This window comes from Moorena sp. SIO3B2 (assembly GCF_010692525.1).
Classification (GTDB): domain Bacteria; phylum Cyanobacteriota; class Cyanobacteriia; order Cyanobacteriales; family Coleofasciculaceae; genus Moorena; species Moorena producens.
The window spans coordinates 40,448-55,747 of sequence record NZ_JAAHHE010000031.1 but is presented as its reverse complement, the minus strand read 5'-3'; the positions used below and the strand labels follow the sequence as shown (position 1 = coordinate 55,747).

Annotated in this window: 5 protein-coding genes; all 5 read left to right on the top strand. The window is 44.2% G+C overall.

What is annotated here, in order from left to right:
- The first annotated feature begins 450 nt into the window (after window positions 1-450).
- Window positions 451-1,014, top strand: coding sequence for a DUF11 domain-containing protein (locus tag F6K38_RS10600; RefSeq protein WP_044492655.1), 564 nt, complete (start codon window positions 451-453; stop codon window positions 1,012-1,014).
- A 792-nt stretch (window positions 1,015-1,806) separates the two neighbouring features.
- Window positions 1,807-4,299: a DUF11 domain-containing protein gene (locus F6K38_RS10595; protein WP_008182445.1), complete on the top strand. Its 2,493-nt coding sequence runs from the start codon at window positions 1,807-1,809 to the stop codon at window positions 4,297-4,299.
- The gene (locus tag F6K38_RS10590; protein WP_287356579.1) at window positions 4,296-9,890 is read left to right on the top strand and encodes a hypothetical protein; all 5,595 of its coding nucleotides are present in this window, start codon (window positions 4,296-4,298) and stop codon (window positions 9,888-9,890) included. Before F6K38_RS10595 ends, F6K38_RS10590 begins: the two co-directional genes overlap by 4 nt.
- 161 nt (window positions 9,891-10,051) lie before the next feature.
- Window positions 10,052-11,965 carry a right-handed parallel beta-helix repeat-containing protein gene (locus tag F6K38_RS10585; protein WP_287251708.1) on the top strand — a complete coding sequence of 638 codons (1,914 nt, stop codon included), beginning with the start codon at window positions 10,052-10,054 and terminating at the stop codon, window positions 11,963-11,965.
- 584 nt (window positions 11,966-12,549) lie between these two features.
- Window positions 12,550-15,297, top strand: coding sequence for a DEAD/DEAH box helicase (locus F6K38_RS10580; protein ID WP_044492656.1), 2,748 nt, complete (start codon window positions 12,550-12,552; stop codon window positions 15,295-15,297).
- Window positions 15,298-15,300: the final 3 nt, after the last annotated feature.

The window sequence follows — 15,300 nt, the reverse complement described above, 5'->3', positions numbered from 1 at the left end:
GTCGCCAGGGCAGTTAGGACATCGACATTAGTCTCACACCCTTTGTAAGCGATGCAGAGGTGCGACCCGTGGCGAATTTAATTCGCCAACGGAAAGCGCACCTAAGCGGTCTTGGGGGTTTCCCCCATGAGCGACTGCATCAAGAAGCGCAAGAGTTTGACTTCTGACAAATGACTTCTGACAAATGACTTCTGCTATATGAAGTAGGAATTATGACATGATACGTGTAACTCCTGGTTGTTGACCACGTTTTGAGTCAATCTTTAGTGAGCCACTAATCAAGTCATTTCAGGCTACCCTACCGGAACGCTATCCGGCCAACAGCCTTCATACTTCAGCCTTCATACTTCAGCCTCCATACTTCAGCCTTCATACTTCAGCCCCCATACTTCAGTCTTCAAGCTTCAGCGTTCTATAAAATTGTTGTAATTCTCAAGAGGTTTATTGCAAATGAAACGTTCATCAATTCTAGGTCTGGGTGCGATCGCATTCATGGTTGCTGTCCCTTTTGTAGGTAAGACTCCTGTATTAGCTGGTTTACAGGAAGCTGGGGAAGTGATTGTCCAAAACATCATGCGCCCGAAAGTGCAGTTGAAATTAGTGGCTCAGAAGAAGATAGTAGAAGTTGATAGTGAAGGTAAAGAAAATATTACTTGGCAAGCCCTAGAGAACAAAGCCGTTGTCAAACCAGGAGATACCCTTCGTTACACTGTCAAAGGTGAAAATGCTGGGGAAGTGGAAGCTGACAATCTGATGGTTACCCAACCTATTCCTCGCGCTACCATGTATATTCTTGATTCTGCTAGCAACAGCAATGGAGCAACGATAACTTACAGCATTGATAATGGAGAGACTTTTATAGAACAACCTACTATTGAAGTCACCCTTGAAGATGGCACGGTAGAAACTAGACCTGCCCCTGCTTCAGCTTACACTCACGTTCGCTTTGAGTTTCCAGAAGCTCTCGATCCCAAAGCAGTTTTAGAAGCATCTTATGATGTGAATGTTCGCTAGTAATTAGTGATTAGTGATTAGTGATTAGTGATTAGTGATTAGTGATTAGTGATTAGTTGCTAGTTAGTACTTAGAAGTCATTTGTAAATACCAATAAAATCTTGTTAATTACAAATAACTTATAAATCAGGACTCATAAATCGTCAGCATATGCGCTACAGATGGTGCTACTTGAGGTTCGGTCAGCGGTCAGCGGTCGGTGGTCAGCCGTGAGCTAAAAGCTCACGCTACTTGAGGTGCCGTCAGCTGTTGGCCACAGGCCCAAAGCTGATCGCTGATAGCTTACTAAAAATCCTAACTAATGACTAATCACTTAAGCTTATAATTTTGTTATTTTTAGAACATAATTACAGGTAATTAAATAATTTATTTAGTAGTCACTATTACTCATTCAGTTGTAACAGTTTTTATCTGGCTAAATAAAACTCCGTAGTAATAAATTCATAACCATAAATAATTTAATTATAAGTATTAGGCGTTGGGTATTAGGCGTTAAGTATTATGTAAAATTAAAGCAGTTTACAGCCTCGTTGCTGTAGCCGGTTCGCTTCATAATCAGAAGACTACAGCCTAAAACCTAAAGCCTAGAGCAGAATAATTCTATTTTTTTAAAAAAAAGCCAGCATAAGTACTGCCTAAAAAAATCAGCGCAACCCGCGCTATTTTTTGATTATTTTTGCCTGATTTTTATAATTTTGCTTAATTTTTATAAAACTTATAAAACCTAAATTTTAATTTTTATAAAAACACCCAATTTCAATCAACAAAAATATCCAGTGATTTACTATCAAAATGTGCAAATCAACCCCTGACTGGAAAAAACGTTTACCAAAGCTGCTAGCAACAGTTTTGATAGGAGGTGTCTTACCAACATCTCCACCAGTACTGTCGCAAACTCAGCCAGCAGAAATTTCAGCAACAACCGGTAAGACACCGCTACAGTGTACAGCTCCTGAAACAGTAGGAGCAACTGTGATCAATCAAGTCACTTATCGGTACCAAATGCCTCGTGGTCCAAGGGGAAGATTCTCTCGACCTAGTGAGTTATTCATTACTGGTACTTCTAGCAAAGTTAAGAGTGAAACCTCTAAACAAGGAACTCTCAATCTGGTATCTCAGGGGATTAAAGATGGGGAAGGCCAGTTGGTGTTTGGCTTAGGTGCTATGACTGATGCCCTGGAGGATGAACTAGTAACCTTGGGCTTTACTTCAGAGGAAGCTAGCAATGCCAGTATCAAAGCAGTAATGAGTTTTGCTAATTCATCCACTGACACTACCGCTGATCAAGTCATCACTGCTGCCAAAACCGCTATTGAGGAAGCAATACCGAATAAAGCTGCCGTCTTAAATGGGGAGAATAGTCAGGCCGATCAAGTCATGGCTCTAGTCTTTACTGGACTAGCTCAACAGGGCTTAGAATCCATTGGTATTGCTGAAGCCGATGCCACAACTGCCCAAAATACCGCAGCTGGTTTAATCCCAACTGACTTGAGTAGTACTACTTTTACCGATATTCGCCAGCAAGCATTTGATGAAGCGCTCAATGCTATCCCTGAACAACAACAACTCCTGATCCAAGCTAAAGACTCTCTTGAGCAAGACCTAGTAAACATTCAGTCTGGTCAAGGGTCGCGGGTGCAATCGGGAGATATTGTGAGTTTCCGTTATGCCTTGCTTAACACCGGAGATGCAGCGATTGAGATACAAACTCCCCAAGCCAGCGTTATTGCTCAAAGTGGCTTAGTCGGTTCAGCTTCGATTGGCAATGTTACTGTTGAGGGTTTGGAGGAAACCCCGGAAACACTGAAAATCGAGCCTGGGCAGGAGGTGGTGCTGAATGTGCAAGTGGCACTTAACGCTGCTGCTGAAGACAATGATCAGCAAACTATAGCCTTAGGGTTTAGCAGTAATTGTGGTCAAGACAATACCTCCCAAGAAACAGCACAACAGACCATAGCTACTATAGCTCCTACACCTGACCCCAGGTTGGAACTGATTGACCCGTTTGGAGAAATCCGGGGTTGTAACAATGAACTGTTGGATGACTATACCGGATTTAGCGTTGGCTTATTTGAACCAGACCCCAATGACCCCACAGGATTCTTGAGTGCTGTAGAACTGACCACCACTGAAGTTCCCGATGACCCCAATAACACCATTCCGGAAGGGATTGAACCTAATACTACCAATGCCAATCCCTTTTTCCTTAACAATGACGACAATGAAAACCGAGGTAGATACAGCTTTCTGTTTGATCGAGACCGAGGTCAGTTAGAGCAAGGTCGAAGCTACATTTTGGTGGTTAATCCACCCGATAATAGCAACTTCCTACAACGGCGCATTCGCTTGACCATCAATAATGTTGATGAAGCCCAAGGTATAGTTTCCTATACTGCTACGTCTTTAGATGGTCTACCGATTACTACGGATGCCAATCCCACAGAGGTACAGGGTGAATTCCTGATTCGGAATGCCAAACGGGAAGGTCTGGTTTTGGGATTGTTGAATGTAGATACGGGTATTTGTGACCTTGAATCGATTCGGATTACCAAGAGCGCAGACCGAGCTACCGCTGAACCAGGAGATACTATCATCTACCGCCTCTCTTTGCGCAATCTAGCCCGTAGTGCTGTGGTTGACATTGTAGTGACTGACGACTTACCCCTAGGATTCACATTGGTTGAAGATTCTGTCCGGGGCGAGTTACAGCAAGAATCAATGGAGATTGAAACCACACGAGATGGGGCAAGAATTACTTTCAGGGTAGCAGAGCCAATTCCAGAAGGTGGAGTATTGAACATTGCTTATGGGGTGCAAGTCACCCCAGATGGCATCCGGGGTGACGGGGAGAACTCAGCAATTGTTGCTGCGGAACGGGATGACAACGGCTGGGATATCAAAGATGGTCCAGTGGTTCATCGAGTACGAATTGATCCCGGCATTATTTCCGATTGCGGCACTTTACTAGGTCGAGTATTTGTAGACAAAAACTTTGATGGTCATCAGCAACCAGGAGAACCGGGCGTTCCTAATGCGGTGATCTTTATGGAAAACGGTAACCGAATTACCACTGATGCCAATGGTCTGTTCTCGGTTAAGAACGTTCTACCGGGATACCACACTGGAGCTTTAGACCTGACTAGCCTTCCAGGTTACACCCTAGCTCCCAATACCCATTTCAATGAGGGCAACAGCCAATCCCGACTCGTGCGTTTAGAACCTGGTGGTATGGCACGCATGAACTTTGCAGTCACTCCGACCTTCAACGAAGAGGATCAGCAATGAAATTAACTAACAATTATAACACATCTTGTAAACTACAGCTAATGGGAGCGATCGCTGGTAGCGTCACCATGGTGCTGTATCCTGCGATCGCTGAAGCTGAATCAACCCAAGCAGCAGAGGATAAATTACCAGTCATTGACCTGAAGCCAAGTCAACTACCTAGCCTTGATCTCAAACAAGAACCGATCCTCAGCTTCAATCCCGGTCTGGTTCCCTCCCTAAACCAAAATGAGCAATCAACAACAATTGCTCTGAGACAGTCTTCCAGTTTTAACATCAACGATGGACAATTTCCTAGGTTTGATGTGAGGTCAGATCAAGTCCCTAGACTGAACTTGAAACGAGAACCTATCGTTAGTTTCAACTCGACTCTGACTCCCTCACCAATCCAACAGACAGAGCCATCCTCAGACATCGCCCTTGCACCTGTAGTGGACTTGAGTACAAGTCGGCTACCTAGTTTTGACCTACTGCCTGGTCAACTACCTCAGCTAAATTCACCAAAAGCTCTACTTGCTAATCTAGACCTGAAACAACAGCAAAGGGTTAGTCTCAATCGTGTTAATACTGAAGCTAGACAAACTATACCGATCGCAGCAACTAGCTCAGATACTGAAATTACAATCGCACCTGATATCGATATCCAAGTCGGAGACTTACCTGAGTTTGCGGTTAATGGTGAATTACCTAACTTAGATTTAAGTAACGCTCAATTAGACCACCTTCAACTGCGTACGCAACAAACTGTTAGTCTCAATCCTACGGTTAATAATGAAGCTAGACAAACTATACCGATTCCAGAAACTCAGTTAGACCAAGAGATTGCTTATGCACCTGATATCGATATCCAAGTCGGAGACTTACCTGAGTTTGCGGTTAATGGTGAATTACCTAACTTAGATTTAAGTAACGATAAATTAGACAACCTTCAACTGCGTACGCAGCAAACCGTTAGTCTCAATCGTGTTAATACTGAAGCTAGACAAACTATACCGTACCCAGAAACTCAGTTAGACCAAGACATTGCTTATGCACCTGATATTGATATCCAAGTTGGAGACTTACCTGAGTTTACTGTTAATGGTGAGCAATTCCCTAACCTAGATTTAACTAACGATAAATTAGACAACCTTCAACTGCGTACGCAGCAAACCGTTAGTCTCAATCGTGTTAATACTGAAGCTAGACAAACTATACCGTACCCAGAAACTCAGTCAAATCAAGAGATTGCTTACGCACCTGATATTGATATCCAAGTTGGAGACTTACCTGAGTTTGCTGTTAATGGTGAGCAATTCCCTAACCTAGATTTAACTAACGATAAATTAGACAACCTTCAACTGCGTACGCAGCAAACCGTTAGTCTCAATCGTGTTAATACTGAAGCTAGACAAACTATACCGTACCCAGAAACTCAGTTAGACCAAGACATTGCTTATGCACCTGATATTGATATCCAAGTTGGAGACTTACCTGAGTTTACTGTTAATGGTGAGCAATTCCCTAACCTAGATTTAACTAACGATAAATTAGACAATCTGGAGTTGCCATCCCAGCAAAGCATTAGTCTCAATCGTGTTAATCCTGAAGGTAGACAAACTATACCGTACCCAGAAACTCAGTCATATCAAGAGATTGCTTACGCACCTGATATTGATATCCAAGTTGGAGACTTACCTGAGTTTGCTGTTAATAGTGAATTACCTAACCTAGATTTAAATCAAGCTCAATTAGACAAGCTGGAGGTGCGTTCGCGTAGCGTGACCTACGGTCAATCGCAACAAACCGTTAGTTTCAATCCTACTGTTAATCCTGAACCAATCCAGCAGATAGAAGCATCACCAGAAGTAATTGAACCGAGTCAAGAGCAACTAATCAGCTTTAACCTAAGACAGGAGCAACTAGCAAGCTTTGACCTAACACAGGAACAACTCTTAAGCCTGGATTTGACACAGCGGGCATCACTTAACCTTGACCTAAAACCAGTTGAACTTCCAACCATTGCTTTTGCAGAATTGGGAGAAGAGTACCAAGACACTCTCGAAATCGCCAACTACTGGATACGGCAAAGAAGACGCAACCGCCGACAAAGACGCCAACAACCCAGAAGAGAATCGACTCCATCTTCTAGCTCTAAACCCAAATCATCCTATTTAAAAGTACTTGCCCCTACTTCGGATAAGGTATTAGATATTCCAGCAACTAGTATTATTTTACAATATGCTTTGGGAGCTGAGGTGGAACTTCGGGTCAATGGCAAACTGGTAGACCCCTCCTTCATTGGACGCACAGAAACAGATACACTAACTAATCTTATAACTCGGACTTGGTATGGTATTGTCCTTAGGGAAGGGGAAAACACGATCACTGCCACTATCGATGGGTCAGATAACGTAATTTCTATACCGGTACAAGTAAGGGGAACACCCGATAAACTGGTTGTGGAAACGCGCGAGGCTCGTATCCCAGCGGATGGACGTTCTCTAGCAACGGTTCAGGGTCGGTTATTGGATAAATTCGGTAATGTCTCTCACCGCGATACCATTGTTACCTTATACGCCAGTGACGGTGAGTTCGTTGGTGTAGACCAAAACCCAGACCACCCGGGATTTCAGGTAGAAGCTCGAAAGGGGCAATTTACTACTGAACTGCGCTCAGGCTTAGACGCTAAAACCATTCGGATTAGTGCTGCTACTAGTGATTTAGAAGCCTTTACCCAAATGCAGTTTGACACTGCACTGCGCCCGAGTTTAATCACCGGTGTGATCGATATGCGTTTGGGAACTGAAGGGACAGACTTTTTCAAGAGCTTTCGGGACTTTTTACCAGAAGATGAAGATGATGACACTAAATTTGACATCCGATCCGCTGCTTTCTTCACCGGAAGCCTTGGGAATTGGTTAATCACTGGGTCATTTAATACTGACCATGCTTTGAACAAAGGCTGTGATTGTAATGACAGTAATCGGTTATTTCGCGAGTACCAATCCTCTGAACAAGACTATCCCGTTTACGGTGATAGTTCGACAGTGGATGTAACCACTCCTTCTATAGATAATCTCTATCTGAGGCTAGAACGCTCTGGTACAAAAGTAGGAATAGAAGCGGACTATTTGATGTGGGGGGATTACAACACTGACGAGTTTTCTAGACGCTCTCAGCTATTTACCTCCACGAGGCGCAAACTCCACGGCTTCAAGACTAACTACAACTTTGGTAAGTTTCAAATTACTGGATTGTTCGCCAATAACGTGGAAGGCTTCCAGCGGGATACGATTGCCCCTGATGGTACTAGTGGTTTTTACTTTCTTTCCCGGCGACTATTGGTTGCTGGTTCAGAAGAGGTTTACATCGAGTTAGAAGAACTACAGCGACCTGGTACTGTAATTAAACGAGAACGTCTCAGTCGGGTCAGTGACTATGAAATTGACTATGACCGTGGCACTTTATTGTTCAACCAACCAATGTTACGTACTGACTTGGATCAGGAAGGACGAGTCTTAGTGCGACGGATTGTTGTTACCTATCAATTTGATGGGGATAGCGAAGATACTAATATTTACGCAGGTCGGTTTCAATACAACTTCTCTCGGGAACTTAATCAAGAGAGTTGGCTCGGCGCTAGCTATCTGCGGGAAAATCAGGGAGCTAGAGACTTTGAACTTTATGGTGTGGATGCTTTGTTCTCCTTCGGGGAGGATGTTCAATTAATCACAGAATACGCTCACTCTACCAATGATTCTGACGAATTAGGCTTAGTAAGCGGTTCAGCCTACCGCGTCCAACTAGACGGTAAATTTGGTGATGGTTTCTCCGGTAAGGCTTATTTGCGCTCCACTGAAACTGGCTTTGCCAATAACGCTACCGTTAGCTTTGTTCCTGGTCAAACCCGTTATGGTGCTCAGTTTCTGGCCAAACTGACTGATACGACTAATTTTCGGGTACAGGTAGACCGGGAAACTAACCGAGGTATAGCCCCCCGAGTTGTTACTAGCTTTGGTGATTTATTCGACCCCCGTACTGAACCCCAGGCTGGTAATCGAGTGGATAATTCCCTGACTACTGTAATTGCAGGGATTAAGCAACGTATTGGTCCGGGTAGCCTCCAACTCGACTGGGTGTTTCGCGATCGCGAAGACCGTAAAGATGACTCTAGAAGTCGTACATCCAATCAGTTGCGATCGCGTTTTAAAATGCCCTTAACTGATAACCTCACTTTCCAGGCTCTCAATGAACTAACTCTATCCAGCGAAACCGATTCAGTGTATTCAGACCGGACTGCGATCGGATTAGACTGGCGAGTATATCCAGGAATTACCATCAATATCGGACAACAATGGTTTACCCGAGGGCAATTTGAGGGCAAGCAAATTACCCATCTTGGTGTTAGTGGCGATTACAATCTTGGCTCTGATACCACCATCTCTGGACGTTACTCTATTGTCGGGGGATTAGATCAGATGACCGGTCAGGGCGCTATCGGATTGAAGCACGGCTGGACGATTTTCCCTGGCATGCGACTAAACCTTGCTTATGAGCGGGTATTAGGTAACTTCCTTGGAGAAAACGCTGCTGCTGATCAGTTCAGTCAACCTTACGCTTTTGGTCAAGGAGCCTCTGCCCTTGGATTTGAGAGTGGAGAAAGCTACAGTATCGGTTTTGAATACACTGACAGTCCCGATTTCAAAGCCAGTTTCAAATGGGAGCATCGTTCTTCTAATCGTGGCAACAACACTGTAATCACTGGTGCGGCTTCTGGTAAATTGTCTCCTGCTATAACTGCTTTGTTTAGTTATCGACAGGCGAATGGTGCTAATCAACGACTTAGGAGCCGATTAGGAAATTCGATCAATCTCAGGGTAGGTGTTGCTTACCGCAATCCCGAGAGCGATAACTTTAACGCTTTAATGCGCTATGAATTTCGCCAGAATCCCGCTACTATTCCCGACACGATTTTATTGGGCAGTGGTAGTGGTTATAACGAACATCTATTTTCCGGCGAAATGATATATGCTCCCAACTGGCGATGGGAATTCTACGGTAAATATGCTTTGCGTTATAGTAAATCCTATTTATCCAATGATTTAATCGGAGATAGCACCATTCATCTCGGTCAACTCAGAGCATCCTATCGTTTAGGCTACAACTGGGATATAGTCGGTGAAGGTCGCTTTATCTCTCAACCTTCAGCAGACTACTTTGAAAATGGCTTCCTGATTGAAACTGGCTACTACCTGAGTCCGAGTCTGCGCCTTGCGGCTGGATACGCTTTTGGTAATATTGACGACTACGACTTCCGTGGCTCTCGTTCCGCCAGTGGTCCGTATTTAGGACTTACTGTCAAACTTGATGGGCTGATTGGTAATCTATTTGGCGGCTTTGGCAATCAAAAGGTAGCACCACCCCAGCAGCAGGAATCTCAAACTGAATCCATTGTTGAAGATAACCAAAACCAAGACAATCCCAAGAAAACTAACCAACCTGTGGTTGAAGAAGGGCTAGAAGACAACAGCAAACCCCTTTCTAACGACAAATCCGAAGACGACAACACACAAGCAATAAGAATAGAAAAAAATAGTGTGTTCCGGTAATTGATGATTGGTGATTTGAGTATAACAACCAATTAATGAGTTTTTTACTATTATTAATTACCAGAAATATCTAGTTTATCTTTAACTATAAATGGTGTCAGACCATAAACCAGTAAAAAATTACTATTTATCAGTATATTAATCCTTAAAAGTAAGCAGCTATGAATCCAAATAGAATTACTTCGGATTTAAAGTCAGAAGTCTACCTCAAACTCTCAAAAAAAAATCCTTACTATTCTAGTTTAATTTCAGGTTGTATTAATAAAAAAGAAAACCCTAGACTTATCAAAACAAACCAGTATATACCTAGTTTATTATCAACCCTAGACTCAAAAGAGTTCATCCATACTGTTACCGTTTGCCTTTTGCCTTTTGCCTTTTGCCTTTTGCCTTTTGCCTTGATTAAGCCAGCCCTAGCCCAACCAAAACCATCACCCCTAAAAGTAGTCGTCAATAGCAACCAAGATGGTTCAGTAAAACCAGACAATAACTTAACCCTGAGGGAAGCTATTAACCTGATCAACGGCACATTAACCCTAGACCAACTTAGTCCCACAGAAAAAGCTCAAGTAGAATCCCTAAGTTCCCCAGCACGGTCAAAAATAGAGTTTAATTTACCTGGCCAGCAAACCACTATTCGTTTGGTAGAACACTTGCCGCCCATCGCGACTGCTGGAGTAATCGTAGATGGCACTACCCAACCTGGCTATAACCGAGATCAATCAGCTACTGCTGAGATTGAAATCCCGATTCCATTGGTGGCAATTACTCCAGCGGAAACAGTAGAAATTTTTCAAGGTTTGACAATTATTAATGATGATGTTATTATAAAAGGTTTAAGTATATATGGATTTAACGGTGAGCACCAAGCAACTGTCATCTCAACACCAGCAGACATATTGATTTCCCATCGGCTGCCACCCGACTACGACAGTAAATTTTACAAGAGTCAGTTTGCTGCCGACAAACCTCCCCAATCGGTGATTATAGAAAACACTTGGCTAGGTATACCCCCCGATGAGAGTATGCCATCAACCATGTCAGCTTTTGGGGTATGGGTGTTTAACGGGACAGGAGTTACGATCCGGCGTAATCGAATTGCTTATCACGACGGTAGCGGGATTATTACCTCCAAGCAGGCGAGGGATCTAACGATTACCGAGAATATCATCGTTGGTAACGGGATGGCTGGGATGCCAGATGCTATTCGTCTAGATGGTACTATCGACAACACCACTATTGACTCTAACTTAATTTGCGGCAACGACGGCAGCGCTGTGTACCTATTTAAACCTATGGGTGCTGTCAGCATTCGGAATAACCAAATTAAGTATAATGGACACCGTTTACGTCGGGCTGCCATATATTTGATGGGAGATGACCATCAAGTCATTGGTAACCAAATCACTCACCAAGCAGGACCAGGAGTGGTGGTTGCTGCTTATCCAGAAAGCGATCGCAATATCATCCAAGATAATCAATTTGCGGCTCTAGAAGGGCTGAGCATTGACCTAGTAACTAGAAACCACACCGGAGCAAGGCATTATCAAGTGGGTGATGGACCAAACCCCAAGCGAGACTCTCCTAACCGTAGGCGAGACACTGGCAATAATGCTGTGAATACACCTCGGTGGTTAGCGGTAGAGTTTTTTCAACGGGATGGTCAGGTCAGTTTGGATGGGTTAGCTGACCCTGGTTCTGAGGTAGATATCTATGTTGTAGACCAGGTTTCCCCAAAAACCCCTGGTTATGGTGCCTTGAGCAAAAAGATTGCTACAGCCGAAGCAGATCAAGAAGGGAAGTTTGGGATTAGTCTTAGTAATGTCCAGCCTGGGGATTACTTGAGTGCGATCGCAACTCACCCAGACTACGGTACCTCGGAACCAGCTGTGACTGTGGTAGTGCGTTCTCTTGATGATCCAGGGAATAGTATCGAGACCCGGTCAGCAACAACTCTACCGAACACAGCAAAGCCCCAGTGTACCAGCCGTCCAGTGGCCAGGGTTCCGGTACAACCACAGTCCCCACAAATACCTGAACCGATACTTTTTAGCTACCAAAGTCTACCAAGATAGACCAAGGCTCGCCAATGCAAGATGCCATAGCATCCAGGGGGTATCTCCCAAAGCTCTCGGGAATATCCCGCGAGCGCCATAAAAATGTCAAAAAAGTTTAACACCGGGATGTAACCGCAACTATTAAAGCCTTGGTTTTCGGCTTTAATTTAAGTTACATAATAATCCCTGTCGGTGTTACCCTAATTTAAGTCTAACAAATAATAAGAGTTTTTGGTAGACTCTGCGACATTTTATCTAGCTGTTTACTAACCCTGAATATCAATGGTCATGAAGGTTTGGACGTTATCTTGATAGAACAGGAGGAAGACTTACAAGTAGAGTAGGATACGGATTTCTATGGATAATCCCCGATCGGAATAGTTTTTGGGAATAGCCTCAAACCCTTGTTCTACAACACTTCAAGTTTGTCTCGCCCTTTGTTATAGTAAACAACTACCTATAAATACACCAGGGGTATCTTGAGTAAAATGGTGTACACCCTCTCAATTAATTAACTAACATACAATCAAGATATACAACCAATGGACTACGTAATTACAAGCAACACCTAACGATCATATACCTTATTGGAAAAACCTTGTGTGAATATTGCTACTTCATCAGTAGACCTTGACCCGAACAACCTATTTCCCTTTGAACTCGATGAGTTCCAAAAACAGGCAATTGAGGCTCTCAATCATAGTCAGTCAGTAGTTGTCTGTGCTCCGACTGGTTCTGGGAAAACCCTGATTGGAGAATATACCATTTATCGTGCTTTGTCTCAAGGGGGACGTGTTTTCTACACCACCCCCCTCAAAGCGCTCTCCAACCAGAAACTAAGGGATTTTCGGGCAAAATTTGGCGCAGACAAAGTCGGTCTAGTTACCGGTGATTCCTCGGTCAACCGGGAAGCTTCTGTCTTAGTGATGACTACGGAAATCTTCCGTAATATGCTCTATGGTACCCCAATTGGTCAAGTGGGAGCCTCTATGCTAGGGGTTGAGGCGGTCATCCTAGACGAATGTCACTACATGAATGACCGACAACGAGGCACGGTTTGGGAAGAATCAATTATCTATTGTCCGCCAGATATCCAAATTGTTGCCCTCTCTGCCACTGTTGCCAATTCTGACCAGCTGACCGACTGGCTCAATCAAGTTCATGGCTCCACTCAGCTAATTTACTCTGACTTCCGACCTGTTCCCCTAGAGTTTTACTTTGCCCATCCCAAGGGAATTGTCTCCCTGCTGAATGACGACCAAACCAAGATTAACAACTCCCTCAAAACCAGGCGTCCTAAAAGCAAGGACAAACATGGACGTCCGGAGGGCCCCAGCATTAGCTCTGTGGTGAGCAAACTAAAAAAACGGGAGATGTTACCAGCTATTTACTTTATCTTTAGCCGCCGAGGCTGTGATAAGGCAGTAGATGAGATGGGTCCAATATCCCTGGTCAATGAACAAGAAGCAGCTCGACTCAAGAAACGGATTGATGAATTTATCACTAAGAATCCAGAAGCAGCTCGAACCAAACAAATTGACCCCCTCTACCGAGGTATAGCTGCCCATCATGCTGGAATTTTACCTGCTTGGAAAGGTCTAGTAGAAGAACTATTCCAACAAGGACTAGTGAAGGTGGTATTTGCGACAGAAACCCTAGCAGCAGGAATTAATATGCCTGCTCGTACCACGGTTATTTCCAGTCTATCTAAGCGTACTGACCGAGGACACCGGCTACTCACTGCCTCTGAATTTTTGCAGATGGCTGGACGAGCAGGACGGCGAGGGATGGATACCAATGGCTATGTGGTGACCGTGCAAACCCCCTTTGAAGGGGCTAAGGAGGCGGCTTATCTAGCAACTGCTGGTGCTGATCCCCTAGTTAGTCAGTTTACCCCTACCTATGGTATGGTACTGAATTTGTTGCAAACTCACTCTCTGCCTCAAGCCAAGGAGTTAGTTGAACGCAGCTTTGCTCAGTACCTAGCTACTTTGTACCTAAAACCTCAACAACAGGCAATTACTGAACTGACTGCGGAACTGACCAGAATTGATTTTCAACTGGCACCGGTAGATGTGGCAGTAATGGAAGGCTATCAAAAACTGAAGGAACACCTGAAAGTAGAGCGCCGCATTCTTAAAGACCTGCAACACCAAGCAGAGGTATCTGTTTCTAAAGCCGTATCCCAAGTGTTACAACAGGTGGAATCGGGAGCCATTCTCTATCTCAAGGGCAAGCATGTGCCAGTGTCTTCTCCTGTTCCAGCTGTTTTAGTGTCTAAACAAAAGGGTTCCGGTCAATTCCCCTATCTGGTGTGCTTAAGTGCTGCTAACCGATGGTATGTGGCAACAACTGCTGATGTGATGGGGTTAGATGGCTTTCCTGAAGTGGCCGATGACCAAGTATCCAATGGCTCTACGGAAGATTACTCAACCGGCTCAACTCAAGGTGAATCCTCTGACATTATCACTCTTCGATACCTTGATATTGGAACTCTCCAGCCTCTAGAGGGACTTGAGATTAAGCCAGGTCAAGTCAAAGGCGGAAATGAAGATACTGAAGCCTTGGCTAACCAAGTCCCCACTATTGCTCAACTCTGGGTTGCTCCAGAAGTGAGGGAGCAACAAGGTGTTGTTGCTGATCTAGAGGGTCAAATGGAAACCCATGCTCTTCGTCAGTGGGGTAATCCCTCTCAACTGATCAAACGCCACAAAAAACGGTTGTTTTTGCAGGAGCAAATTAACCAACGTCAAACTAAATTCCGAGAATACCAGGCTCAGCATTGGCACGAATTTCTGAACCTGATTGAAATTTTAAAGGAATCTGGCTCTTTGGAGGACTTAACTCCCACTGTTCTGGGGCAAGTGGCTGCTTCGGTTCGGGGAGAAAATGAGTTGTGGCTAGCTTTAGCCATGCTGTCGGGAGAATTAGATGACTTAGACCCCCACCAACTGGCAGCAGCTTGCTCTGCTATAGTTACCGAAACCCCTAGACCGGATAGTTGGACAAACTATAAACCAAGTGAGGAAGTGCTAGAAGCATTGGGAAACCTCAGGAGGATTCGGCGTCAAGTATTTCAGCTACAGCGTCGATATCATGTCGCCTTACCGGTTTGGTCAGAGGATAGGTTAATTGGTCTAATAGAACAGTGGTCATTAGGCAAATCCTGGCGGGAGCTATGCGGAAATAGCAGTTTAGATGAAGGGGATGTGGTGCGAATCTTACGTCGAACCTTAGATATATTATCCCAAATTCCCCATGTGTTGCCTCTACCAGAGTCTTTAAAAGCTAATGCGATTCGTGCTGCTCAGTTACTTGACCGCTTTCCGGTTAATGAGCGAGTCAATTGACAC

What these genes read in the sequence shown, in the direction of transcription:
- F6K38_RS10600 (WP_044492655.1), top strand. Translation starts at nt 451, where the DNA reads ATGAAACGTTCATCAATTCTAGGTCTGGGTGCGATCGCATTCATGGTT.
- F6K38_RS10595 (WP_008182445.1), top strand. Translation starts at nt 1,807, where the DNA reads ATGTGCAAATCAACCCCTGACTGGAAAAAACGTTTACCAAAGCTGCTA.
- F6K38_RS10590 (WP_287356579.1), top strand. Translation starts at nt 4,296, where the DNA reads ATGAAATTAACTAACAATTATAACACATCTTGTAAACTACAGCTAATG.
- F6K38_RS10585 (WP_287251708.1), top strand. Translation starts at nt 10,052, where the DNA reads ATGAATCCAAATAGAATTACTTCGGATTTAAAGTCAGAAGTCTACCTC.